This window comes from Marinovum sp. PR37 (assembly GCF_028807375.1).
GTDB lineage: Bacteria > Pseudomonadota > Alphaproteobacteria > Rhodobacterales > Rhodobacteraceae > Marinovum > Marinovum algicola.
This window is the reverse complement of the sequence record NZ_JARAML010000007.1, coordinates 143,988-166,092: the sequence shown is the minus strand read 5'-3', so window position 1 is coordinate 166,092 and position 22,105 is coordinate 143,988. Positions and strand designations below refer to the sequence as shown.

General features: G+C 65.2%; 22 protein-coding genes and 1 pseudogene. 2 read left to right on the top strand and 21 right to left on the bottom strand.

All coding sequences use genetic code 11. From position 1 onward, the window contains the following. Positions 1 to 14: 14 nt before the first annotated feature. The 8 genes from PVW49_RS08645 to PVW49_RS08610 all read right to left on the bottom strand — a co-directional run bounded on the left by PVW49_RS08645 (position 15) and on the right by PVW49_RS08610 (position 8,997). Positions 15 to 1,076 carry an extracellular solute-binding protein gene (locus tag PVW49_RS08645; RefSeq protein WP_048535006.1) on the bottom strand — a complete coding sequence of 354 codons (1,062 nt, stop codon included), beginning with the start codon at positions 1,074 to 1,076 and terminating at the stop codon, positions 15 to 17. A gap of 140 nt (positions 1,077 to 1,216) precedes the next feature. Beyond that, positions 1,217 to 2,362, bottom strand: a complete 1,146-nt coding sequence (locus PVW49_RS08640; RefSeq protein ID WP_274590359.1) for an iron-containing alcohol dehydrogenase — start codon at positions 2,360 to 2,362, stop codon at positions 1,217 to 1,219. Then, on the bottom strand, positions 2,359 to 3,741 hold the full coding sequence (locus PVW49_RS08635; protein WP_048535009.1) for an aldehyde dehydrogenase family protein: 1,383 nt from the start codon (positions 3,739 to 3,741) through the stop codon (positions 2,359 to 2,361). Before PVW49_RS08635 ends, PVW49_RS08640 begins: the two co-directional genes overlap by 4 nt. A gap of 24 nt (positions 3,742 to 3,765) precedes the next feature. Further along, the gene (locus tag PVW49_RS08630) at positions 3,766 to 5,121 is read right to left on the bottom strand and encodes a glutamine synthetase family protein (protein ID WP_274590358.1); all 1,356 of its coding nucleotides are present in this window, start codon (positions 5,119 to 5,121) and stop codon (positions 3,766 to 3,768) included. A gap of 115 nt (positions 5,122 to 5,236) precedes the next feature. After that, the gene (locus tag PVW49_RS08625) at positions 5,237 to 6,277 is read right to left on the bottom strand and encodes a TRAP transporter substrate-binding protein (protein ID WP_048535012.1); all 1,041 of its coding nucleotides are present in this window, start codon (positions 6,275 to 6,277) and stop codon (positions 5,237 to 5,239) included. A 47-nt stretch (positions 6,278 to 6,324) separates the two neighbouring features. Continuing rightward, positions 6,325 to 7,647, bottom strand: coding sequence for a TRAP transporter large permease (locus tag PVW49_RS08620; protein WP_274590357.1), 1,323 nt, complete (start codon positions 7,645 to 7,647; stop codon positions 6,325 to 6,327). Beyond that, positions 7,647 to 8,243, bottom strand: coding sequence for a TRAP transporter small permease subunit (locus PVW49_RS08615; protein ID WP_074837104.1), 597 nt, complete (start codon positions 8,241 to 8,243; stop codon positions 7,647 to 7,649). Before PVW49_RS08615 ends, PVW49_RS08620 begins: the two co-directional genes overlap by 1 nt. Next, the gene (locus PVW49_RS08610) at positions 8,236 to 8,997 is read right to left on the bottom strand and encodes an N-formylglutamate amidohydrolase (RefSeq protein WP_074837103.1); all 762 of its coding nucleotides are present in this window, start codon (positions 8,995 to 8,997) and stop codon (positions 8,236 to 8,238) included. The genes PVW49_RS08615 and PVW49_RS08610 overlap by 8 nt, the downstream gene beginning before the upstream one ends. 141 nt (positions 8,998 to 9,138) lie before the next feature. On the opposite strand from PVW49_RS08610, the gene PVW49_RS08605 reads away from it, so the two are divergent. Continuing rightward, positions 9,139 to 10,017 carry a MurR/RpiR family transcriptional regulator gene (locus PVW49_RS08605; RefSeq protein ID WP_048535020.1) on the top strand — a complete coding sequence of 293 codons (879 nt, stop codon included), beginning with the start codon at positions 9,139 to 9,141 and terminating at the stop codon, positions 10,015 to 10,017. A gap of 148 nt (positions 10,018 to 10,165) precedes the next feature. On the opposite strand, the gene minE is transcribed toward PVW49_RS08605, so the two are convergent. The 9 genes from minE to PVW49_RS08560 form a co-directional block, all read right to left on the bottom strand. Beyond that, positions 10,166 to 10,438 carry a cell division topological specificity factor MinE gene (gene minE / locus PVW49_RS08600; RefSeq protein WP_048535021.1) on the bottom strand — a complete coding sequence of 91 codons (273 nt, stop codon included), beginning with the start codon at positions 10,436 to 10,438 and terminating at the stop codon, positions 10,166 to 10,168. Then, positions 10,435 to 11,283, bottom strand: a complete 849-nt coding sequence (gene minD, locus PVW49_RS08595) for a septum site-determining protein MinD (protein ID WP_048535023.1) — start codon at positions 11,281 to 11,283, stop codon at positions 10,435 to 10,437. Before minD ends, minE begins: the two co-directional genes overlap by 4 nt. Then, complete coding sequence (gene minC / locus PVW49_RS08590; RefSeq protein WP_274590356.1) at positions 11,280 to 12,026, bottom strand: septum site-determining protein MinC; 747 nt, start codon at positions 12,024 to 12,026, stop codon at positions 11,280 to 11,282. The genes minD and minC overlap by 4 nt, the downstream gene beginning before the upstream one ends. 224 nt (positions 12,027 to 12,250) lie before the next feature. Continuing rightward, positions 12,251 to 13,753 (bottom strand): inorganic phosphate transporter, encoded by a 1,503-nt coding sequence (locus PVW49_RS08585; RefSeq protein WP_048535027.1) that lies wholly within the window; start codon positions 13,751 to 13,753, stop codon positions 12,251 to 12,253. A 56-nt stretch (positions 13,754 to 13,809) separates the two neighbouring features. Then, positions 13,810 to 14,334, bottom strand: a complete 525-nt coding sequence (locus tag PVW49_RS08580) for an NUDIX hydrolase (RefSeq protein ID WP_244526507.1) — start codon at positions 14,332 to 14,334, stop codon at positions 13,810 to 13,812. 187 nt (positions 14,335 to 14,521) lie between these two features. After that, on the bottom strand, positions 14,522 to 15,637 hold the full coding sequence (locus tag PVW49_RS08575; protein WP_274590355.1) for an NAD(P)/FAD-dependent oxidoreductase: 1,116 nt from the start codon (positions 15,635 to 15,637) through the stop codon (positions 14,522 to 14,524). 6 nt (positions 15,638 to 15,643) lie between these two features. Beyond that, positions 15,644 to 16,840, bottom strand: coding sequence for a sialidase family protein (locus tag PVW49_RS08570; RefSeq protein ID WP_274590354.1), 1,197 nt, complete (start codon positions 16,838 to 16,840; stop codon positions 15,644 to 15,646). Positions 16,841 to 17,004: 164 nt separating this feature from the next. After that, a complete protein-coding gene (locus tag PVW49_RS08565; protein ID WP_274590353.1) occupies positions 17,005 to 17,499 on the bottom strand; it encodes an isoprenylcysteine carboxyl methyltransferase family protein in 495 nt (164 codons plus the stop codon). Then, positions 17,496 to 18,494 (bottom strand): type III polyketide synthase, encoded by a 999-nt coding sequence (locus tag PVW49_RS08560; protein ID WP_274590352.1) that lies wholly within the window; start codon positions 18,492 to 18,494, stop codon positions 17,496 to 17,498. The genes PVW49_RS08565 and PVW49_RS08560 overlap by 4 nt, the downstream gene beginning before the upstream one ends. Positions 18,495 to 18,849: 355 nt before the next feature. On the opposite strand from PVW49_RS08560, the gene PVW49_RS08555 reads away from it, so the two are divergent. Continuing rightward, positions 18,850 to 19,314 carry a rhodanese-like domain-containing protein gene (locus PVW49_RS08555; RefSeq protein ID WP_274590351.1) on the top strand — a complete coding sequence of 155 codons (465 nt, stop codon included), beginning with the start codon at positions 18,850 to 18,852 and terminating at the stop codon, positions 19,312 to 19,314. 11 nt (positions 19,315 to 19,325) lie between these two features. On the opposite strand, the gene PVW49_RS08550 is transcribed toward PVW49_RS08555, so the two are convergent. The 4 genes and pseudogenes from PVW49_RS08550 to PVW49_RS08540 all read right to left on the bottom strand — a co-directional run bounded on the left by PVW49_RS08550 (position 19,326) and on the right by PVW49_RS08540 (position 22,101). Next, positions 19,326 to 19,907 (bottom strand): L,D-transpeptidase, encoded by a 582-nt coding sequence (locus PVW49_RS08550; protein ID WP_371398994.1) that lies wholly within the window; start codon positions 19,905 to 19,907, stop codon positions 19,326 to 19,328. 150 nt (positions 19,908 to 20,057) lie between these two features. After that, complete coding sequence (locus PVW49_RS23735) at positions 20,058 to 20,861, bottom strand: multicopper oxidase family protein (RefSeq protein ID WP_433962413.1); 804 nt, start codon at positions 20,859 to 20,861, stop codon at positions 20,058 to 20,060. A 108-nt stretch (positions 20,862 to 20,969) separates the two neighbouring features. Next, positions 20,970 to 21,209 (bottom strand): annotated as a pseudogene (locus tag PVW49_RS23730) (multicopper oxidase domain-containing protein); the annotation flags it as partial. 160 nt (positions 21,210 to 21,369) lie between these two features. Continuing rightward, complete coding sequence (locus tag PVW49_RS08540) at positions 21,370 to 22,101, bottom strand: DsbA family protein (RefSeq protein WP_274590349.1); 732 nt, start codon at positions 22,099 to 22,101, stop codon at positions 21,370 to 21,372. Positions 22,102 to 22,105 lie beyond the last annotated feature (4 nt).

Sequence of the window (22,105 nt, the reverse complement as noted above, 5' to 3'; positions counted from 1 at the left end):
CCGCCAGTTTCAAATCAATTGGCGGCCTGAACCCGGTCCAGCACTTCGCCCTCGATGGATTCCAGCCCGGCGGGAACCGGCGGATACCACTTGATGTTGTCGATCGCCTCTTGCGGGAAGCTGGCCTGATACTTGGCCTTCAACGCATCCTCGGCAAATTCGTCGGCGCCAGCCGAAGCGGTGAAGTTGCCCGCCGCCGCGGTGATCCTGGCCGCGATCTCGGGCTGCATGACAAAGTTGATCCAGGCATAGGCGGCCTCGTCAGCCTGCCCTTTCGCCGGCAGAACGAAGGTGTCGATCCAGCCCAGGGCACCGGAGGCAGGCGCCACGAAGGTGATGTCGGCATTGTCGTCGTTCAGTTTCCAGCCGCCGGTGTCCCAAGCCATCGAGGCGGTCACCTCGCCCGAGCGCACAAGGTTCATCAGCTCGTCGCCGCCACCCCAATAGGTTTTCACATTGGCCTTGCACTCGATCAGCTTGGCTTCGACCTTTTCCATGATCTCGGTGTACTTGGCCTCGTCGCCATAGGCGGCAAAGGGATCCTCGCCCATGGCGAAGGCAAAGCCGATCAGCGTCGGGCGCTTGAGCCGGTAAGACACCTTGCCCGCGACCGCCGGATCGCAGAGATCGGTGTAATCCTTGACCACCTCGCCGGCTTCGGCGGTGTTCATCACCAGGCCGGAGGTGCCCCAGACATGCGGCACGCCATAAACGTCATCGCCGACGGTGGTATTGGCCATGGTGGCCATCAGCATCGACTCGATGAACTGCGACTGATCAATCTTGGACATGTCGATCGGCTTGTAAATGCCGAACTCCATCTGCGGGCCCATCACCCGGTCCTGGCTGGGCTGGGCCAGGTCAAAGCCGCCGCCGCCGGTGGCGCGCAGCTTGGCGATCATTTCCTCGTTGTTGGATTTGGTCACCTCGACGGTGTGGCCGGTCTGTTCCTCGAACATCTGCACCACGTCATCGGGCGCATATCCGCCCCAGGTCAAGAGCCGCAGGGTTTCGGCCTGGGCCGCGCCGGCCAGCCCGGCAATCAGGGTGGAAGTCAGAAGGATGGTTCTGGTCATGGGTCGTCTCCTCTGTCGATTGGGCCCCGGACAGCACCGGGGCGGGATGCGGGCCTTATGGGCCTCTTTGGTATCAGTCTTGTGAAACCTTTTTGGTTTCAGAGGGTTGTGCCCGGTTTTTTGTCGCCGGGCACCGCATGTCAGAGCGCTGCCTTGAACAGCGCCGTCAGGTTCTCTTCGGTCAGCGCGATCGGGTTGCCGCCGCAGGAGGGGTCGGTGACCGCGCCCTTGACCAGCGCCGGGATCGCCTCTTCGGTGACGCCCAGATCGGAGAGCTTGCGCGGGATGTTCAGGCTGTCGTTCAGATCCTGCACGAATTCGCGGAAGCCGTCAAAGCCGCCGTCGATCCCGAGGTAGGCCGCCGCCGCGTCAAAGCGGGCGCGGATCACCTCGGCGTTGAAATCGAGCACCGCCGGCATGCAGACCGCGTTGGTGGTGCCGTGGTGTGTGTTGAACCGCGCGCCCACCGGGTGGCTCATGGCGTGGATCGCGCCCAGCCCCTTCTGGAAGGCCGTCGCCCCCATCATCGCCGCCGACATCATCTGCGCCCGTGCCTCGAGATCCTGACCATTCTGGAAGGCGCGCGGCAAGTAGTCCTTGACCAGCCGCATGCCCTCGAGCGCGATACCCTGAGACATCGGATGGTAATGCGGGCTGCTGTAGGCCTCGACGCAGTGGGCAAAGGCATCGAGCCCGGTGCCGGCGGTGATGAAGCCGGGCATGCCGATTGACAGCTCCGGGTCGCAGATCACCACCGAGGGCAGCACCTTGGGGTGAAAGATGATCTTCTTCTCGTGGGTCTCCGAATTGGTGATGACGCTGGCCCGCCCCACCTCGGAGCCGGTGCCGGCGGTGGTCGGTACCGCCACGATGGGCGCGATGGCATCGGCGTCGGCGCGGGTCCACCAGTCGCCGATATCCTCGAAATCCCACAGCGGCCGGGTCTGGCCGGCCATGAAGGCCACCATCTTGCCCAGATCCAGCCCCGAGCCCCCGCCAAAGGCGATCACCCCGTCGTGGCCGCCGTCATTATAGGCCGCTACGCCGGCGGCGAGGTTTTTCTCGTTCGGGTTCGGATCGACCTCGGCAAAAAGCGCGCGGCCAAGCCCCGCCTGCTCCAGCACGTCGAGCGTGGCCGAGGTGATCGGCAGATCGGCCAGACCCCGGTCGGTGACCAGCAGAGGCCGTGTCATGCCCGCCTGCGCGCAGGCGCCGGGCAATTCCGAGACGCGGCCGGCGCCGAACTTGATGGCGGTGGGGTAAGACCAGTTTCCCGTCAGGCTCATTGGGTGACTTTCTTCAGATGGTAGGATTTCGGACGTGTGAGGTTGTGATAGCCGATCACCGACAGCCCGCCGCCGCGCCCGGTCTGCTTGCAGCCGGTCCAGCACAATCCGGGGTCGAGGTAATCTGCGCGGTTCATGAACACGGTTCCGGTCTCGATCCGGTCGCCGATTGCCATCGCGCGGTCGACATCGGCCGTCCAGAGCGAGGCGGTCAGGCCGAAGTGGCTGTCGTTCATCAGCGCGATGGCCTCTTCGTCGTCCTTTACGCTCATGATGCCCACCACCGGGCCAAAGCTCTCGTCCCGCATCACCCGCATGTCATGGGTGACGCCGGTCAGGATTTGCGGTGTCAGATAGGCGGCGCCGTCATCCTCGGGGAAGGTATCGATATGCGCGGTTGCACCCATCTCCACTGCCTCGGCGATCTGCGCGCGCACCTCCTTGGCAAAGCGGACATGCGCCATCGGGCCGATGGTGGTTTCCGCCTCCAGCGGGTTGCCCAGCTTGTAGCCCTTCACGATGGCCACCGCCTTTTCGACGAAGGCGTCGAAAAGGCTTTCATGCACATAGATCCGCTCGATCCCGCAGCAGCATTGGCCCGAGTTGAACATCGCCCCGTCAATCAACGTGTCCAGCGCCGCATCGAGGTCGGCGTCCTCCATGACATAGCCCGGATCCTTGCCGCCCAGTTCCAGTCCGACCCCGGTGAAAGTGCCCGCCGCGGCCTGTTCCATCGCCTTGCCGCCGCCGACCGAACCGGTGAAATTCACGAAATCGAAAGCCTTGCCGGCGATCAGCGCCGAGGTGGTGTCATGGTCGACAAAGATGTTCTGGAACACCTCTTCCGGCACGCCGGCCTCGTGAAAGGCGCGGGCCATGCGTTCGCCCACCAGCAGCGTCTGGGTGGCGTGTTTCAGCATCACCGCATTGCCGGCGATCAGCGCGGGCGCAACGGTGTTGATCGCGGTCATGTAGGGATAGTTCCACGGCGCCACCACCAGCACGAGCCCCAGGGGCACCCGTTTGATGTAGCGCTTGAAAGTCGCATCTTCGCCGACCTCGATCGGCGCCAGCCCCTGCTCCGCGATCTCGGCCATATGCGAGGCGCGTTCGTTGAAACCGCCGAATTCACCGCCATAGCGCACCGGGCGGCCCATCATCCGCGCCAGTTCCGGCACGATCTCGTCATTCATCTCGCCGACGCGGGCGACGCCCGCCATCACCAGGCGGGTGCGTTCCGCCAGCGGCCGCGCCGCCCAGGCCGCCTGCGCGGCGCGGCCCTTGGCGGCCGCGTCCCGCGCCGCGTCGAGCGTCAGCACCGGGCGTTCGGCAAAGACCTCTCCGTCGATGGGCGAGACGCATTTCAATGTGTTGGTCATGGTATCCTCTGTCTGTCGGCCCGTTCAGGCCATCTCGAATCCGCGGGCGATCTCGTAATCGGTCACCGCGCGGTTGAAATCCTCGATCTCCACTTCGGCGGCGCGGGCGTAATGGGTCACCACGCCATCGCCAAAGGCCGCCCGCAGCATGTCGGAGGCGAGCAGCGCCTCGCGTGCGTCGCGCAGCGTGGTCGGCAATTGCGCGGCATCGGTGGCATAGGCGTCGCCGGTGAACGCCCGCTGCAACTCCAGCTTCTCCTCGATGCCCTTGAGGCCCGCGGCCAGCATCGCCGCCATGGCGGTATAGGGGTTGATGTCGGAGCCGCCAACCCGGCATTCGATCCGCACCCCCTTGGTGCCCGCGCCGCAAAGCCGGAACCCGGCAGTGCGATTGTCGATCGACCAGATGATCCGCGTGGGGGCAAAGCTACCGACCTGGAACCGCTTGTAGCTGTTGATGTAGGGCGCAAGGAAGTACATGTAATCCTTGGCGTATTTCAGCAATCCGGCGGTGTAGCTCTTCATCAGCGGTGACATGCCGAGCCTGTCGTCAGCGTCGTAGAACGCCGGGCTGCCGTCCTGCCACAGCGACTGATGCACATGGCTGGACGAGCCCACCTTGTCGGAGGCCCATTTCGGCAGAAAGCTGACCGCGTGGCCCTGCTGGTGAGCGATCTCCTTGACCGCATGTTTGGCGATGGTGTGGTATTCGGCCGTGTCCAGCGCCGGGGCATATTTGATGTTGAGCTCTTCCTGCCCGGTCTCGGCCTCGCCCTTGGAATTCTCGATCGGCAGGCCGGCCGCGTAGAGGTGATTGCGCACTGGGCGCATCACATGTTCCTCGCGGCTGGTCATCTGGATGTTGTAATCCTCGTTGTAGCCCGAAAGCGTGGCGAGATCGCGGAAACCGGAGCGGCGGATCTCGTCAAAGCTCTTCTCGAACAGGAAGAATTCCAGCTCGGTCGCCATCATCGGTGTGAAACCCAGAGCCTCGGCACGGGCCACCTGTTTCTTGAGCATGGCGCGGGGAGAATGCGGCACTTCGTCGTGGCTGTGATGATCGAGCACGTCGCAGATCACCATGACCGTGGCCTCGAGCCAGGGCATCACCCGCAGCGTCGACAGGTCGGGCTTCATCACATAGTCGCCATAACCCATTTCCCAGGAGGTCGCGGCATAGCCGTCGGGTGTGGCCATCATCAGGTCGGTGGCCAGCAGATAGTTGCAGCAATGGGTCTCTTCCCAGGCGCTGTCGATGAAATGCGCGGCGTGGAACCGTTTGCCCATCAGCCGGCCCTGCATGTCGATGGTGCAGGCCAGAACGGTGTCGATCTCTCCAGCCGCGAATTTCGATTTCAGCTCTTCGAATGTCATGGGCATTCCGGTTCTTGTGTCCTGCGCGCGCCCCGGGCAAGACCCGGGGCCTCATGGTTGAGGGGGAGGTCCCGGCGCGGGGGCCGGGACGGGGTTGCCCGGACAGCGCCCGGGCAATGGCTCAGGTGTTGTAGCGATACGGCCGGCCGGCCTTGGCCATGTCGGCATTGTACTGCTTGAAGATCTCCACGACCTTGGCCTTGGTCTCGCTCTCCGCCGCGATCTCGTCCCAGAAGGTCTGCGCCGCGGCCTCGACCTGATCCCACTCCGCATCCGGGATGGTGGTGAGCTGCATTTTTTCGCCATGCACTCGAAGGCGCGCCTCGCCGCCCCAGTACCACCACTGGCGGTAATAATGCGACTGTTCCATGCAGGTCGCCAGCAAGAGCTTCAGGTCCTCGGGCAGCTCCTCATAGCGGCCCATGTTGGCAAAGAAATGCCCGATCCAGGCGCCCGAGATATTGTTGGTCAGGAAATAGTTGGTCACATCCGCCCAGCCGACGGTGTAATCCTCGGTGATGCCCGACCAGGCGATGCCGTCAAGCTCGCCGGTCTGTACCGCGACCTCGATGTCCTCCCAGGGAAGGGTCACCGGCACCACGCCGAACTGGCTCAGGAAGCGGCCGGCGGTGGGGAAAGTGAAGACCCGCTTGCCTTGCAGGTCGGCCAGCGAATTGATCGGATCCTTGGTGGCGAAATGGCAGGGATCCCAAGAGCCGGCCGAGATGTGCTTGACGCCGACCTTGGCGTATTCTTCGGCCCAGATCTCGTTCAGCCCGTACTGGTTGAACAGCACCGGCACATCCAGCGAGTAGCGCGAGGCAAAGGGGAAATAGCCGCCGAAAACCGTCACTTCGGTGGGCGAGGCCATCGAGTCGTCATCCGATTGCACCGCGTCGATGGTGCCGCGCTGCATCGCGCGGAACAGCTCGCCGGTGGGCACCAGCTGATCGGCATAGAACAGCTCGATCTGCATCCGGTCGCCGGCAATGGCGTTGAAGCGGTCGATGGCGGGTTTCACCACATGCTCGGCCAGCGCGGCGCCGGCATAGGTCTGCATCCGCCAGGTGATGGTGGATTGCGCCAGCGCGGGTGCGGCCAGCGGCGCGGCGGCGACACCCACCCCGGCAGTTTGCAGGAACTTTCTTCTCGAAGTCGTCATGTCCGTTCTCCTTGTTGCAATATGTCCCCTGTCCGGGGCTTCTGGGGTTATTGTCCGTATACGAGGCCCGGCAGCCAGAGCGCGATCTGCGGAAAGATCATCACCAGCGACAGCGCCAGCACCATCACCAGCGCAAAGGGGATGATCGAGCGGTAGATGTCGGTCAGGCCGATCTCGGGCGGCGCCATGGCGCGCATGAGAAAGAGGTTATAGCCAAAGGGCGGCGTCATATAGGCGATCTGGGTGGTGATCGTGTACAGCACGCCGTACCAGATCAGATCAAAGCCCAGCGCCCCCACCAGAGGCACGTAAAGCGGCGCGACGATCACCAGCATGGCGGTGTCGTCGAGGAAGGTGCCCATGACGATGAACGACAGCTGCATCAGGATCAGGATCATCCAGGGCGAGAGGCCGAGGCGTTCGGTAAACAGCATCTCGATGGCGCGCACCGCGCCCAGCCCGTCGAAGATCGCGCCAAAGCCCAGGGCGGCCAGAATGATCCACATGAACATGCAGGAAATCGCCAGCGTCTGGCGCACCGAAGTCTCGAAGACCTCGCGGGTCATCCGCCGCTTGAGCACCGCCGCGACAAAGGCCGCCAGCGCGCCGATGGCCGAGCTTTCCACCAGCGAGGTCCAGCCTCTGACGAAAGGCACCATCATCACCGCAAAGATCACCAGCGGCAGGATGCCGGCGCGCAGCAGGCGCAGTTTTTCGGCCCGGCTCACGTCGCGTTCGTCCTCTGCCAGCGGCGGGCCGAGCTCGGGCTGCACCCGGCAGCGGATGTAGATGTAGACGATGAAGAGCGCGGCCATCAGCAGTCCGGGCATCACCCCCGCCAGCCAGAGCTGCCCCACCGGTTGACGCGCGATCATCGCATAGAGCACCAGCACCACCGAGGGCGGCACCAGGATGCCCAGCGACGATCCGGCCTGGATCACCCCGGTCACCATGATCTTGTCGTACCCCCGGCGGAGCAGCTCCGGCAGGGCGATGGTGGCGCCGATGGCCATGCCCGCCACTGACAGCCCGTTCATCGCCGAGATCAGCACCATCAGCCCGATGGTGCCGATCGCCAGCCCGCCCCGCACCGGCCCCATCCAGACGTGGAACATCTTGTAGAGATCGTCGGCGATCTTGGATTCCGACAGGACGTAGCCCATGAAGATGAACATCGGCAGGGTCAGCAGCGGATACCATTTCATCAGCTTCATGGCCGCGGCAAAGGGCACGTCGACGCCGCCGGTCCCCCAAAGCAGGAGCCCCGCCGCCGCGCCGACAAAGCCGATGGCGCCGAACACCCGCTGACCGGTCAGCAGCATCAGCATCATGCCGGAAAACATCAGGATGGCGATCATTTCATGAGACATCAGATCTCCACCCCGCGAATGCGGCCAATATCGCGGAAAAACTCGGCAAGGGTTTGCAGCAGCATCAGAAAGATACCGACGGCCAGCAAAAGCTTGACCGGCCAGAGGAACGGTCGCCAGGCGGTCGAGGAACGTTCGAGGTAGCCCAGCGTCTCGCCTGCCTGGGCAAAGCCGCCGGTAAAGAGTGCGCCAAGGAACTCGGAGAAATACTCCAGCGGCGCCATGCCGAAATAGCCCATGGCATAGGCCAGAGAACCGAGTGCGCCGTAAAGCAGGACCCCGAGGTAGAACATCAGGAACAGCACGGTAAAGGCATCGACCCAGGCCTTGGTCTTGACCGACCAGCCGCCATAGAACAGGTCCATCCGCACGTTCGATCCGAGCTGGATCGAATAGGGCCCGCCCAGGATGTAATAGCCGACCATGACAAATTGCGCCGTCTCCAGCGTCCAGAGCGACGGCAGGAAGGCGACCTTGGAGACCGACGACCAGAGCAGCACGCCGATCAGCACAAAGATCAGATACATCGCGATCCGCCCGATGAAGCGGTTCATCGCATCGACGCCGTGCACGAAAGCGGTGATCACCCTAGGCATCGGCGGCCTCCACCGGTACGGCGGCCAGCGCCGGGCGCAACATCGCCAGCAGCTCTTGGGCGATGCCTGAGATATCTCCGGGTGTGGTCAGAAGATCGTTGCGCACCTCGAGCATCACATTGGGCAGACCGCGCGCGATGCCGTGCAATTGCAGCGAATGGGTGACGCCATCCTCGGGGCCGTAGGGCATGTTGCGGTCGACCCGTCGCGTGGCGGGGGCATGGGCCAGCATCGCCTCGGCCAGCCGCGCATCGCTGTCATGCAGGATGCCGATCTCGGTCGGGCGGGCGGCGCCGAAATAGACCGGGGTGAAACTGTGCACCGTCACGATGGCGCGGGCCTCGGCATCCAGCAGCCCGGACACCGCCTCGCAGAAGGGCCGATAGACCGTTGCAATGCGCTCGGCGCGTTGCGCCGGGGTCAGATCGGCGTTACCGGGAATTTCCACCAGCTCCGAACGCGCCGGCATGGCGGCCGCGGCCTCGGGCGGGCGGTTGATGTCGTAGACCAGCCGCGACACGCGGCCAGACACCAGCGGTGCATCCAGCGCCTCGGACAAGAGCTGCGACAGCGCCAGCGCCCCCGGATCCCAGGCCGCATGGCTGTCGCGCCACTCGGGCCGCAGCCCGAGATCGCCGTACCGCGACGGGATATGCGCCGAGGCATGCTCGCAGAGCAGCAGCACAGCCCCGGCGCCTGCGGCATTTGTCACGCAAACCGTCGCTTCACAGCCGTCCTGCTGGCGCTCCGACATTGAATTCCCCCTGTTCTGAAAAAAACTTTCCACATGGCAGCGGGTTGTGTCAATATTTCTTCACAACACGCGCAGCAGATTGTTTGATTGACAGGCATCTGCCAAAGACCTGCGCAAAGCGATGCAAGGAAAGGGCCCCCCGTGAGCCAGCCCACCGCCACCGTCCGGGAATTGATCCGCGAGCATTACACCGACCTCACGCAATCCGAACGCAAGTTCGCCAATGCGCTGCTCGAGAATTACCCGGCCGCCGGGCTGGCCTCGATCACCATCGTCGCGGCACAGACCGGGGTCTCGACACCGACCATCGCGCGGATGGTCCAGAAGCTGGGGTTCAAGGGCTTTCCACAGTTTCACCAGGCGTTGCTCAAGGAATTGCAGGCCAAGGTCTCGGGCCCGACCGAGCGCCGTGCCAACTGGGCCACCGAGGCGCCGGAGTCGCATCTGCTCAACCGCTTCGCCAAGGCGGTGACCCAGAACATCCAGACCACCTTCAGCAATGTGCCCTCCGAGGCCTTCGATGCCGCCGCACAGCTGTTGGCCAATACCGATCAGACCTTGTTCATCGTCGGCGGCCGGATCACCCATGCGCTGGCCGATTACGCCTTTACCCATCTTCAGGCGGTGCGGCCCCGGGTGATTCATCTCACCTCATCCTCCGCCACCTGGCCGCACTACCTGCTCGACATGGCGCGCGGCGACACCCTCCTGATGTTCGACATCCGGCGCTATGAATCGAACCTGCTGCGGCTGGCGGAACTGGCGCGCGAACGCGGGGTCGACGTGGTGCTGATCACCGATCAATGGGCCAGTCCGGTGGCCGAGATCGCCTCGCACAGCTTCACCTGCTGGGTCGAGATCCCGTCGGCCTGGGACAGCAACGTCTCGACCCTGATGCTGCTCGAGGCGCTGATCGCCGCCGCACAGGAAGAGGCCTGGCCGCAAACCAAGGCGCGGTACGAACGGCTTGACGGGTTGTTCGAACAGACCCGCCTGTTTCGCAAGCCGGGCAGCCAGTAACCCGCCGGCCCTCGCCCGCCCCGAAGGACGGCCGGAATTCTGTCATCCGGCCGGTCTGGCAAACATTCGCTTCTGGACCCAACGATGAGCGATTCGGATATTGCCAGGCCCGGGGTCAGGGTTCGCCCGCCGGGACGGCGGGCGAACGTCAGCCGGCCGCGGTGGTCCGCGACGGCAGCTCGATATTGATCTCGAGGCTCGAGACCTCCTGCCCGTTTTCCATCCGGATATCGACGCCATCATCCTCGACCGTGACATATTTCCGGATCACCGCGATGATATCGCTCTGGAGCTGCGGCAGGTAATCCGGCGAAGGCGAGCCGCCCCGGCGTTCATGCGCCAGCAGCACCTGCAAGCGGTCCTTGGCGGTCTGCGCCGAGGAGGGACGGCGGGATTTCAGGGAAAATCCGAAAAAGCTCATGCCGTGCGCCCCAGCAAGCGATGGAACAGGTTGGGCCGGCGCTCGGCCAGAACCCGCATCTCGACCTCTTCGCCGATCAGCCGCGCCACCGCATCCTCATAGGCGGCGGCGGCGTTGGACGGACCGTCAAGGATCACCGGCGTGCCGACGTTCGAGGCCCGCAGCACCGCCTTGCTTTCCGGCACGATCCCGAGCAGCGGCACGGCGAGGATTTCGAGCACATCCTCCACCGTCATCATCTCGCCGGTGTCGATGCGGGCGCTGTCATGACGGGTCAGCAGAACCTGCGCCTTGATCGGATCGGCGCCTTCGGTCTCGGCGCGCCGGGTCTGGCTGCTGAGCAGGCCCAGCACGCGGTCGCTGTCGCGCACCGAAGAGACCTCGGGGTTGGTCACCACCACCGCCTCGTCGGCGAAATACATCGCCATCTGCGCGCCGCGTTCGATGCCCGCAGGGCTGTCGCAGATGATGTAATCGAACTCGGTCTTGAGCTCGTCGAGAACCTTTTCCACGCCTTCCTTGGTCAGCGCGTCCTTGTCGCGGGTCTGCGAGGTCGGCAGGATCGACAGGGTATCGATCCGCTTGTCGCGGATCAGCGCCTGTTTCAGCCGCGCGTCGCCCTGGATGACGTTGATGAAATCGAACACCACCCGCCGCTCGCAGCCCATCGTCATGTCCAGGTTGCGCAGGCCGACGTCGAAATCGATCACCACCGTCTTGTGACCGCGCTTGGCCAGCCCGGCCGAGATCGCCGCAGCCGAGGTGGTCTTGCCCACGCCCCCCTTGCCCGAGGTGATCACGATCACCTTTCCCTTGGGCGGCTCTTCCGTGAGTTGCGTCGTCATCCGAGCGCCTCCTTCTGCAATCTGTCGTCTTTGAGGAAAATCTGCACGCCACCTTCGCCGGGCGCCGGCCCCAGGGTTTCGCTGGTCTGGTAGAGACCCGCGATGGCCACCAGCTCGGCGTCGAGGCGTTGGCAGAAGATGCGCGCCCCCGTATCGCCCTGGACACCGGCCAGGGCCCGTCCGCGCAAGGTGCCGTAGATGTGGATATTGCCGCCGGCGATGACCTCGGCGCCCGAACCGACCGATCCGATGATCGTCAGGTCGCCGCGCTCGGTGATCACCATCTGCCCGGAGCGGACCGACCCGGTGATGACCTTGTTGTCAGGTGGCAACAGCCGGTCCTTGCGCCGCCCGCGGCCCGCCTGCTCCGTCGGCGCCGGCGCGTCGCGGCCGTTGCTGACCGCGATCAGCGCCAGCCGTTGCAACAGCTCGGGTGCGATCCTGCCGGCATTCTGCACCCCGAACACCTTGAGATCGCGCTGTCGCAGGGCCTCCACCAGATCGCTCAGGCGGGCGGCCTCGCTCAGCCCGCGGGCCCGGTCGAGGTCAAGCACCACCGGCGCATCGGCAAAGAACTGCGGCGTGGTTTGCAGATGTTCGTCCAGCGCGTCGAAAAAGCCCTGATCGGTGACATCGGTCTCCATCCGCAGCGCCAGCGCGGTGAGAAAATGGCCCCGAACCTGGAATGGCCTGACGGTGACCGGCGCCTGGGCACGCCGATCCTGCGCGTATCCTGCTGACACGGTGGGACTGCTCCTGCTCAATTGTCGCGCGACTCGTGTCGCGCCTTTGTTCTTGGGCGGCAGTGTACCTGCCCAGGATCCGGGCAGAAAGACAGCTTTTGCCGGCAATCAGCAGAATTCCGCCCGCCGCTCGGCCAAACCCCGCCTGCGCGGGGAAACCGCCTTGTCCCGGTCGCCTGCGCCCTGGGCTGGCCGAGGCCCGACACCGGGCCCCGGCCATGTGGTCAGAGGCTGATGCCCTTGATGACGACGAAGATGCCCGCCGAGAGCAGCGCCGCCGCTGGCACGGTGATGATCCAGGCGGCCACGATCGTCATGAAATGCGACCGCCGCACCAGCTTGCGACGGCGGCGTTCTTCCGGCGCCAGATCGGGCAGGCCGGATACCGCCTTCTTGGCCTTGCGCATTCGCCGCTCGGTGTCCCATTCGCGGAAGAACCCGACGCCAAATACGCCGCCCACCGCGATATGGGTCGAGCTGACCGGCAGCCCCAGCCAGCTTGCCACGATCACCGTGATCGCCGCCGAAAGCGCCACGCAATAGGCCCGCATCGGGTTGAGCTTGGTGATCTGGTTGCCGACCATGCGGATCAGCTTGGGCCCGAAGAGGAACAGCCCAAAGGAAATCCCCAGCGCGCCGATGACCATGACCCAGAGCGGGATTTCCACCGCCTGGGTGAAATCGCCGGTCGACGAGGCCTGCACGATGGCCGCCAGCGGGCCGACCGCATTGGCCACGTCGTTGGCGCCATGCGCAAAGCTCAGCAGCGCCGCCGAGACGATCAGCGGAATGCCGAACAGCACCTTGAGCGATTTGTTGCGGTTCTCGAGATTGGCCGATTGCCGCCGGATCACCGGGATCATGATCATCCAGGCGGCGATGGCAACGCCCAGACCGATCAGCAGCGCGCTGCCCAGCTCGATCTTGACGATCTTCTTGAGCCCCTTGACCGCCAGGTAAGAGGCAAAGGCGCCGGCCATGATGCCGACAAGCACCGGTACCCATTTTCGCGCCGCCGCGATCTTGTCGTCGCGGTAGATGATGTTGGCCTTGATGAACCACAGGAACCCGGCCGCGATCAGGCCGCCCAGCAACGGAGAGATCACCCAGCTGGCCGCGATGGCGCTCATCTGGCCCCAGCTGACCGCGCCAAAGCCCGCCGCCGCGATCCCCGCGCCCATGACGCCGCCGACCACCGAATGCGTCGTCGAGACCGGCGCGCCGATCCATGTCGCCAGGTTGACCCAGAGCGCCGAAGCCAGAAGCGCCGCCATCATCGCCGAGATGAAGGCCCCCGAGGTCGCCATGCTTTCGGGCGCGATGATGCCCTTGGCGATGGTCGATACCACGTCGCCCCCCGCCAGGAGCGCCCCGGCGCTTTCGAAGATCGCCGCGATGACGATGGCAAGCCCCATCGACATGGCATTGGCCCCGACCGCCGGCCCCATGTTGTTGGCCACGTCATTGGCGCCGATATTGAGCGCCATGTAGGCCCCGAACGCCGCCGCGATCACGACGATAAAGGTGTTGTCCGCCTGCCCAAAGATCAGCGCCGCGATCAGCGCCGCAAAGACCACGAAGATCAGCGCAAGCCCGGTGCCCATCATGGGACGGCTTACATAGGCGGTGGCCTGTTCAAGCGTCGACAGCCGGCCGAGGTCGCGGTCCAGCGTCTCCAGATGGCTCGGATCAAGATTGCTGTTGTCCGAAGTGCTGTTGTCCGACATGTGTCCTCCCGATGATTCCGGCGCAGCTACATCAAGTGATCGCCATGGGCAACAGATCACCTAGCGCGGCGGGTATCGGCCTCAAATTCGAGCAGGATTTGTCGCAGGCCCGGTTCTCTGACCCGTTCGGCGGCCTCTGCCGGATCGAGCCAGCGGCGCTCGCGCTGCCCGGCTTCGGGAAAGCTGTCCTCGAGGGCGCGGACCTCGACGGCAAAGACCAGGGTCTCGACGGTGACGGGCAGCCCGCTCGACTTGATCTTGTCATAGACATAAGAGCCGACCGGCTGCCGCGAGATCCGGCCCGGGCGCACCCCGGCTTCTTCCCAGGCCTCCACCACCGCGGCCTCGCTGGCGTTCTTGTCGCGCATCAGCCAGCCTTTGGGGATGATCCATCGGCCGGAATCGAGGCTGGTGATCAGCAGGACCTGCCGACCCTCATCCGTCGCGCGATAGCACAGCGCAGCAGTTTGCAACTGCCTGGGCCGCTGCACCATAGGGAGGGCAACGTCGGCGTAGAATTTCTTGATCAGCGCCCAAAGCCTGGTGATCAAGCCGTTGGAAATGCTCTTGTCTGGTGTCACGTCTCGCTGCTCCGCCCCTTTTTTCTTGGGCCTTTGAACCAAGCAATATAGGCGATGGCCGCCACGCTGGCAAATCCGCCGGCCCCGGCAAGGCGTTTAGAGGTGCGGCCCTCGGGCCCGGGCCGCGCCGGACCTCGCGCAATCAGAGATTGCGGCCGAGGTGTTTCGGCGCAACGCGCGCCGGCGATCAGCCCTCGGCCAGCCAGTCCGCTACCTCTTCGGCAATCGAAAGGGCGCTGGTCAGACCGGGCGATTCGATCCCGTAAAGAAGCGCATGCGGGCCGGCGAGTTGACCCGGCCCGAGCATCACGAAATCGCCATAGGCGGCCCCCGCGATCTTGGGCCGCAATCCGGCGTAATCGGGGCTGAGATCCCGCGCCTCGATCGCTGGCCAATAGCGCGCGATCGCCTCGGCAAAACCCGCCCGCCGCTCCGGGTTCACGGTGTAGTCGATGCGCGCCGGATCGGTGTCGTCCAGCCATTCGGTATCGGGGCCGAACTTGCCGCGCCCGGCCAGATCGAGCGTGAAGTGAACGCCCAGCCCGCCATCGCGCGGCACCGGGTAGATCAGCCGCGAAAACGGCGCCGGCCGGCTGAGCGCAAAGTAATTGCCCTTGACCAGCGCCAGACCGGGCGGCGGCGGCAGGCCGTCGATCCGCGCGCTGAGCGCCGGGGCCCAGAGCCCGGCGCAATTCACCAGCGACCGGCAGCGCAGCAGCATCGGCTCGTCGCCGCCCACCGCCAGCTCGGCCGAGCCGTCGCCGCACAGCTGCCCGCCCGAGACCGGTGACCGGGTGACAAGCTGCGCCCCATGCGCCTCTGCCTCGCCCAGCAGTGCCAGCATCAGCGCGTGGCTGTCGACGATGCCGGTCGAGGGCGAAAACAACGCCGCAGACGCCCGGAGCGCCGGCTCGAGCGCTTGCAGCTCTGCCGCTCCGATCAGCCGCAGATCGGTGACGCCGTTGCCTTGGGCATGGGCCGCGATCTGTGGCAGGCGGGCCGCCTCGTCGGTGTCGCTGGCAACAATCAGCTTGCCACAACGACGGTGGCCGACACCGCGCGCCTCGCAATAGCGATGAAGCAGATCGCGGCCGCGCCGACAGTGCCGCGCCTTGAGCGTGCCCGGCGGGTAGTAGATGCCGGCATGGATCACTTCGGAATTGCGGGCGCTGGTTTCCTCGCCCATCACCGGATTCTTTTCGAGGATCAACACTTCCCGCCCGGCCAGCGCCAGGGCCCGCGCCACCGCGAGACCGACGACGCCGGCCCCGACCACCACAACATCGGTATCGAAACTTTCCATGCGGTCTCAGTATCTTGCCACGATCATCCTGATCCCGGCGGGGGTGCGGCCGGCAGCCGGCTGGCCCCAGGCGATATAGATCTCCTCGCCGCTCCCGGCCATGCGCGGGAAATTGATCGACCCGGCGGCGGTGTTCAGGGCAACCGCCTGCGGCGCCGGGCATCCGTCCTCGGGGGTGACGCGGCAAAGCCGGAGGATCTCGCCCAGCCTGGTCCATTCGACCCAGGAAACCACGGCCGATCCGTCTTGCAAAAGCAGCGCATCCACCCGGCCGGCCGCCTCGCCGCCGTCGATGCGGAATGGCGCATCAAAGCTGGCGCCGCTGTCACGGGAAAAGGCCACCTTGACCGCCGGATCGCCCTGTGCCGCGGTGAACCAGGCCACGACTGCATCGCTGCCTTCCGCGTCGATCGCCGGGCCGTTCACCGGGCAACCCGAAATCTCCCAGCCGTCGGCGTGAACCAGGCGGGGTTCGCTCCAGGCCCCCGCCACCTTGCGCACCACCGAGATATCGCGCACTTCTTCGACCGTGCGGTCCCGGTATGCCACCAGAATGCTGCCGTCGCCCGCCACCGCGGCTGATGTCTGGCAGCAAGAGCAGGCGCGGGAATCGAGCAGGCTTTCCGGAGACAGAGTTCCGTCGGCATCAAGCGAGGCCGACCGCAGCTGCATCGCGCCGGTGTCCTCGGTGCCATACTCCCGGCCGTCCAGCCAGAACACCTCGAACCGGCTGTCCGAGACCGGCAGGAGCGTGACGAAGCCATGCTGGCTTTGGGTGCCATCGCGGTGCGGAACAACCGGGGCGCTCCAGGTTTCACCCTTGTCGGATGACAGGGCGATGTTCACATCATAGGAAAAGGACGTCACATCGGTCTCTTTCAGCCAATGCGCAGCCATCGTGCCGTCGGGCAGCACCGCGACCGAGGCGAAATCCGACCAGTTGACGATCAGATCGCCGGCGGCGACCACCGTGGACGGCGCGCTCCACCCGGCCTCATTGCCGAGCGCGACCTTCACCGCATGGCCCGCCTCGGTAGGTTCCGTCCAGCTGACAGCGACGCGCCCATCCGCAAGCGCAAAGAGCGATGGCTCGCTCGATCCCGGGCCCGCCGGCACCGGGATTTCGGCGACCGTGGCCCCCACCTGCTCCTGAGCCTGAGCGGTGAAGGCGGCACAGAAAACCCCCAGCGCGAGCCCGGACATGCGGGTTGCTCCGCCAAATTGAAACGCGATTTTGCCCATTTCAGCCATGATCATGCAGTCCTCACATCAAGTTGGGTCGTCGTTGCGGGCGCGGGATTGCCCAAGTTGGCGGCACCGCGCGGCAGAGGTCAATTGATTTCCGGCCCTCGGCGCCCCGTCCCACATCACGATATCGTCGGCCGGAGCGCGCGGTCCTCGGCCCGTATTCGAATGGCAAGGACGGCGGCGTTCAGAGCCGAGAACACCAGAGCGACCCAGCCGAGCCCCAAGACCAGGGGCGCAACCGCGATCTCGGCGACCACCAGCAGGTAATTGGGATGGTTGATCCAGCGGTAGGGGCCGCGCGCCACAAGCGGCGTGTCGGTGACGATGATCCGGGTCGTCCAGCGCCCGCCCAGCGACACGAGGATCCAGAGGCGGATCGCTTGCAGCACGACGAAGACGACAAGCCAGACGGGGCGGATCGCCGCGTCATATCCGAAGGCCACCAGGCAGAGCAGCCAGCCCGTGTGCAGCGCGACGATGAGCGGGTAATGCTCCGGCGCGACCTCGCGTGCGCCCTGCGCCAGAAGCCTGGCGGTATTGCGCCGGGCCAGCGCCAGTTCGGCCAGCCTCTGGACAACGAGAAAGCTCAGAAAGAGCGCCGCGCCAAGGGTCATGCCGCGTCTGCTCCGACGTGAAACGGCAGAAAGGCGGCGGTGAAGCCCGGCCCCAGCGCCGTAGCCATCATCTGTCCCTGCACCTCTTGCTTCAACACCTGCTCCAAAACGAAGAGCACGGTCGGCGCCGACATGTTGCCCGCCGCCCGCAGCACGTCCCGCTCGGCCTGCAAGGTGCCCTTTTCAAGCTGAAGCGCGCCTTCCAAGGCGTCGACGACCTTGGCCCCGCCGGGGTGGCACACAAAACGCGCGATGTCGCTGCGTTCCAATCCCGATCGGCCCAGCGCGCCCTCCACCGCCGCCTCCAGGTTTTTCTCGACAAATCCGGGGATTTCCTGGCCGAAGACCACGCCGAGGCCGGTGTCGTCGACATCCCAACCCATGATGCCCAAGGTATCGGCCCAGGTCGTCTGTGTGCCGGCCCCGAGCGAAACCTGCCGGCCATCGGCCTTCTGCCCCGACAGGCAGGCCGCTGCCGCGCCATCTCCGAAGAGCACGGTCGCGATGATATCCGCCTTTTGCAGCCGGTCGGTCCGAAACGACAGGGTGCAGGTTTCGACCACGACCAGCAGCACCTTGTCATCGGGGCGAGCCGCGGCCAGCGACTGCGCCAGAGACAGCCCCGAAACACCGCCCGCACAGCCGAGGCCAAAGACCGGCACCCGGCGCACATCGGCGCGAAACCCCAGCCGGTCCATGGCACGCGCTTCCAGTGTCGGGGTCGCGATGCCGGTGGAAGAGACGGTCACGATGCAATCGACCTCCTCCGCCGCCCATCCGGCACGCGCCAGAGCCAGTTCCGTGCTCACGCCAAACAACGCCAATGCGCCGTCGATATAGGCGTCGTTGCGGTCCTGCCAGCCGTGATCGGCCTCGAACCAATCGATCGGAACCACCGAGTAGCGCCGATCGATGCCGGCCGTCACAAAGGTTTTCAGAAGCCGTTCGAATTGCGGATACTTGTGGCCGAGGATCTCTTGCGCCTTGGCCTGCACCAAATCCTGCGGGAGGAGATACGGCGGAAGGGCAGTGGCAAGACCGTGCAGAAAGACCGACAATAGGAAAGACCTTTGCTCAATTGAATGAAATCCATCGTTTTCAGAGAGGCTGGCGCGTTCTCCAGATCGTGGACCTAGCCCAGAGCATACGCACGGCAAGAAAATGCGGATCACAGACAATTGCGATGAGGTGAGCCGGTACAGGGCTGGCGGCCATTGATACGACCGGGCCAACGCCTGTACCGTTCGGCGGGATAGGACCGGATCGGCTGCCGCCGCCTGCTCGGATACGCAACCGCGGGAATGGGCGGAGATCGCCGTCCAAATCCGGTTTCGACAAAGGGTGCACACAATGAACCTTCACCGACGTGCTTTTTCGACCGGGTTGCTCTGTCTTCCCTTGGCCCAGGCCCTGCCGGCGCAGGCGCAGTCGGCGGATGTCTGGCCGGCACAGCGCGCCTGGGACGCCTTGAATGCCGATGATATCCGCATGATCGACGTACGCGCGCGGTCGGAATGGGCCGCCACGGGTGTGGCCGCGCAGGCCTGGCCGATCAGCATGCACGAGAACCGGTTTTCCGACCGGCTCTTTGCGGCCCGCGATCTGGCCGGAGAGCGGCAGATCGCCCTGATCTGCGCGACCGGCGGGCGTTCGGGCTATATCCAGCGCAGCCTTCGCAAGGCGGGCTATACTGGCTTCATCGATGTGTCGGAAGGCATGCTCGGCTCGGATCTGGGCGTCGGCTGGATCGCCGCCGGGCTGCCTGTGGTGCCGCTGGACGACGCCCTGGCAGCCTTGCCGCCTGCCCTGCTCTGATCGGCGCGGGCTCAGGCCGTTTCCTGTTTGGGATGTAGCGTGACCTTCGCGCCGACCTCGACCCGGTCGTACAGTTCCTTGATGTATTCGTTGGTCAGCCGGGCGCACCCATTGGAAACTGCGGTGCCGATGGTGCCTGGCTTGTTGGTGCCGTGGATGCGCAGATAGGTGTCCCGCCCCTTGTCGTCGTAGAGGTAGAGCGCGCGGGCGCCCAGCGGATTGTCGGGGCCGCCTTTCATGCCATCGCTGTACTTGGCGTATTTCTCCGGCTCCCTGCGGATCATCGCCTGCGTCGGCCTCCAGAACGGCCACTTCGCCTTGCGTGCCACGGTAAAGGTGCCGGGCGTATAAAGCCGGTCACGCCCGACGCCGACACCATAGCGGATGGCCAGACCGTCGTTCAGCATGAAGTAGAGAAAAAATTCGTCGGGCACGACATGCAGATTGCCGGCGCGCCAATCCTTGCGCCGGGTATTCACCAGCTGCGGCAGGAACTTCTCGGCCAAGGTGGGCTTGTGCGCCAGCGCCAGTCGCGGCGCGGCCAGGACGGCGAGGCTCGATATCAGGAAAATGCGTCGGTTGGAAACGGTCACGTGGGCAACTCCTTTTATTCAAGGGAATATCGGCCGGGCGCCGGAACGAATAAAATTCCCCGTGAGCGTGAGAGACAGGCCGCAGGTGTGGCGGTGCGGCCACGTTCTTTGCGCTTTCGGGGGGGTCGATCCCCGGGCCCGCGGTGCCGCTCAGCGCACCCGGACCCAGGTTGCCATGCCATCGGTCTGATGGCTCAGCATGTGGCAATGCAGCATCCATGATCCGGGGTTGTCGAGCACGCAGAGAATGTCGCGCGCGGCCCCTGCCCCCACCAGCGTCGAATCGCGGTAGGCGCCGGATGCGCCCCTGGCATCGAGTTCGTGAAAGTGATGCCCGTGCAGGTGCATGACATGCGGAAACGCCGTCGCATTGCGCAGGGTCATCCTGACCGTGGCACCGCGCCGGACATCCACCAGCGGCCGGCGCGGCAGGCCCGAGACGTCGTTCAACGCCCAGGTGCCGAAACCGTCGTGATCTCCGCCTCCGGCGCCACCCTGCATGACCAGATCGACATGGGCATCCACCGGGCCGGGGGCCGGCATGGCATTCGCGGGCAGGCCCGGGATGGCGGAACGGCGCGGCGTCCGGCTGCCTTCCATGGCGATCTCGCCCAGGGTCACGGACGTGCCGCCATAGGTATCGGTCAGCCTGACCGGGCCGGTCACATCGGCGATCACGTCACAGCGCTGGCCGGGGGCCAGGGTGATTGGTGCCAACGGCCGCGGCGCCGGCAGCGGCATTCCGTCAAGCGCGACAATGTTCCCCGCGACGCCCGAAAGCCGAAGCTCGTAGATCCGGTCGATCGACGGATTGATGCAGCGCAGCCGCAGCCTGTCGCCCTGGCGGATGCCGTCACGCGACACAAAGGCAGTGGCGACATTGCCGATCTTACCGGCGGTGGCGAATTGCGCCGGGTCGAAGCTGTCATCATACCGGCCCTCTTCGTCGATCATCATGTCGAAGAGCTGAACCGTGATGTCGTGATCGACCTCCGGCGGATCGCGCTCTTCGACGACGAAGGCGCCGAACAAGCCGCGGCTTACCTGATCATAGGACAGGTAATGCGAATGATACCAATAGGTTCCGGCATCCGGCAGGGCAAAGTGATAATCGTGCGACCGGCCCGGAATGACCACGTCCTGGGTCAGAACGTTCACCCCGTCCATCCGGTTGGGCACGCGCAGGCCGTGCCAATGCACAAGCGCCCCGTCATCGAGCCCGTTCTCGAGGCGGATATCAACCTGATCGCCCTGCCGCACCCTGATCTCGGGGCCGGGAATCGTTCCGTTGAAGCCCAGCATGTCGAGCCTGCGGCCCGCGATGCGCGTCGAGAGCGCGGCGGGGCGAAGCACGACCGATTGCCGCGCGGCGAGCGCAGGCCAAGGCAGGCAGGCCGCACCGAGGCCCGCCAGCAGGTTGCGGCGGGTCAGCCGGGGCGCACGTCCCAGTGTCTGCACGGCGTCACTGCTGCGCGTCGCGCGCCGTCTGGACGTGCTCGGCCAGCACCTCGGCCTCGACCAGCCCGCCGACCAGCGTATCGCCGATCACGAAAGACGGGGTGCCGGTGAACCCGAGCGCCCGGGTCAGCTCCATCGAGGTCTCGATATGTTCGCTCACCTCCGGCGCCTGCATGTCCCGGCGCAACTGCTCGATATCAAGGCCGACCTCGCCGGCGATGCGGAGCACGCTGGCCTCTTCGGCCCGTCCGTTCATGCCCATCATCGCCTCGTGGAATTCCTCGTATTTGCCCTGCTCGCGCGCGGCCAGTGCGGCGCGAGCGGCAAAGACGCTGCCGTCGCCGAGGATCGGCCATTCGCGATAGACCAGCCGGACGTTTTTGTCCTGTTCGATCAACGCATCCACCTGCGGCATCGCGCGGCGGCAATAGGGGCAGTTGTAATCGAAGAACTCCACCACCGTCACATCGCCGTCGGGATTGCCCAGAACCGGCGCATTCGGATCCTGCTCGAGCTCATCCCGGATGCCCGACAGGGCCGCGGCGGCCGCCGCCGACTGGTCGCGCTGCTGCTGTTCTTCCAGAAGCCGCACCGCTTCCATGACGATGCCGGGGTTTTCGCGGATCGCCTCATAGACCAGCGCCTTGATCCGGTCCTCGTCCATCTCCTCGGCACCGGCGGCCAGGGGGGCGAGAAATGTGAGCGCGATCAAAGGCGCGAGTATATGTTTCTTCATGGCG

Excerpts from the sequence above, each read along its gene's own strand:
- PVW49_RS08645 (WP_048535006.1), bottom strand. The coding sequence starts at position 1,076 with ATGACCAGAACCATCCTTCTGACTTCCACCCTGATTGCCGGGCTGGCC.
- PVW49_RS08640 (WP_274590359.1), bottom strand. The coding sequence starts at position 2,362 with ATGAGCCTGACGGGAAACTGGTCTTACCCCACCGCCATCAAGTTCGGC.
- PVW49_RS08635 (WP_048535009.1), bottom strand. The coding sequence starts at position 3,741 with ATGACCAACACATTGAAATGCGTCTCGCCCATCGACGGAGAGGTCTTT.
- PVW49_RS08630 (WP_274590358.1), bottom strand. The coding sequence starts at position 5,121 with ATGCCCATGACATTCGAAGAGCTGAAATCGAAATTCGCGGCTGGAGAG.
- PVW49_RS08625 (WP_048535012.1), bottom strand. The coding sequence starts at position 6,277 with ATGACGACTTCGAGAAGAAAGTTCCTGCAAACTGCCGGGGTGGGTGTC.
- PVW49_RS08620 (WP_274590357.1), bottom strand. The coding sequence starts at position 7,647 with ATGTCTCATGAAATGATCGCCATCCTGATGTTTTCCGGCATGATGCTG.
- PVW49_RS08615 (WP_074837104.1), bottom strand. The coding sequence starts at position 8,243 with ATGCCTAGGGTGATCACCGCTTTCGTGCACGGCGTCGATGCGATGAAC.
- PVW49_RS08610 (WP_074837103.1), bottom strand. The coding sequence starts at position 8,997 with ATGTCGGAGCGCCAGCAGGACGGCTGTGAAGCGACGGTTTGCGTGACA.
- minE (WP_048535021.1), bottom strand. The coding sequence starts at position 10,438 with ATGAGCTTTTTCGGATTTTCCCTGAAATCCCGCCGTCCCTCCTCGGCG.
- minD (WP_048535023.1), bottom strand. The coding sequence starts at position 11,283 with ATGACGACGCAACTCACGGAAGAGCCGCCCAAGGGAAAGGTGATCGTG.
- PVW49_RS08585 (WP_048535027.1), bottom strand. The coding sequence starts at position 13,753 with ATGTCGGACAACAGCACTTCGGACAACAGCAATCTTGATCCGAGCCAT.
- PVW49_RS08575 (WP_274590355.1), bottom strand. The coding sequence starts at position 15,637 with ATGGAAAGTTTCGATACCGATGTTGTGGTGGTCGGGGCCGGCGTCGTC.
- PVW49_RS08570 (WP_274590354.1), bottom strand. The coding sequence starts at position 16,840 with ATGTCCGGGCTCGCGCTGGGGGTTTTCTGTGCCGCCTTCACCGCTCAG.
- PVW49_RS08565 (WP_274590353.1), bottom strand. The coding sequence starts at position 17,499 with ATGACCCTTGGCGCGGCGCTCTTTCTGAGCTTTCTCGTTGTCCAGAGG.
- PVW49_RS08555 (WP_274590351.1), top strand. The coding sequence starts at position 18,850 with ATGAACCTTCACCGACGTGCTTTTTCGACCGGGTTGCTCTGTCTTCCC.
- PVW49_RS23735 (WP_433962413.1), bottom strand. The coding sequence starts at position 20,861 with ATGATCGACGAAGAGGGCCGGTATGATGACAGCTTCGACCCGGCGCAA.
- PVW49_RS08540 (WP_274590349.1), bottom strand. The coding sequence starts at position 22,101 with ATGAAGAAACATATACTCGCGCCTTTGATCGCGCTCACATTTCTCGCC.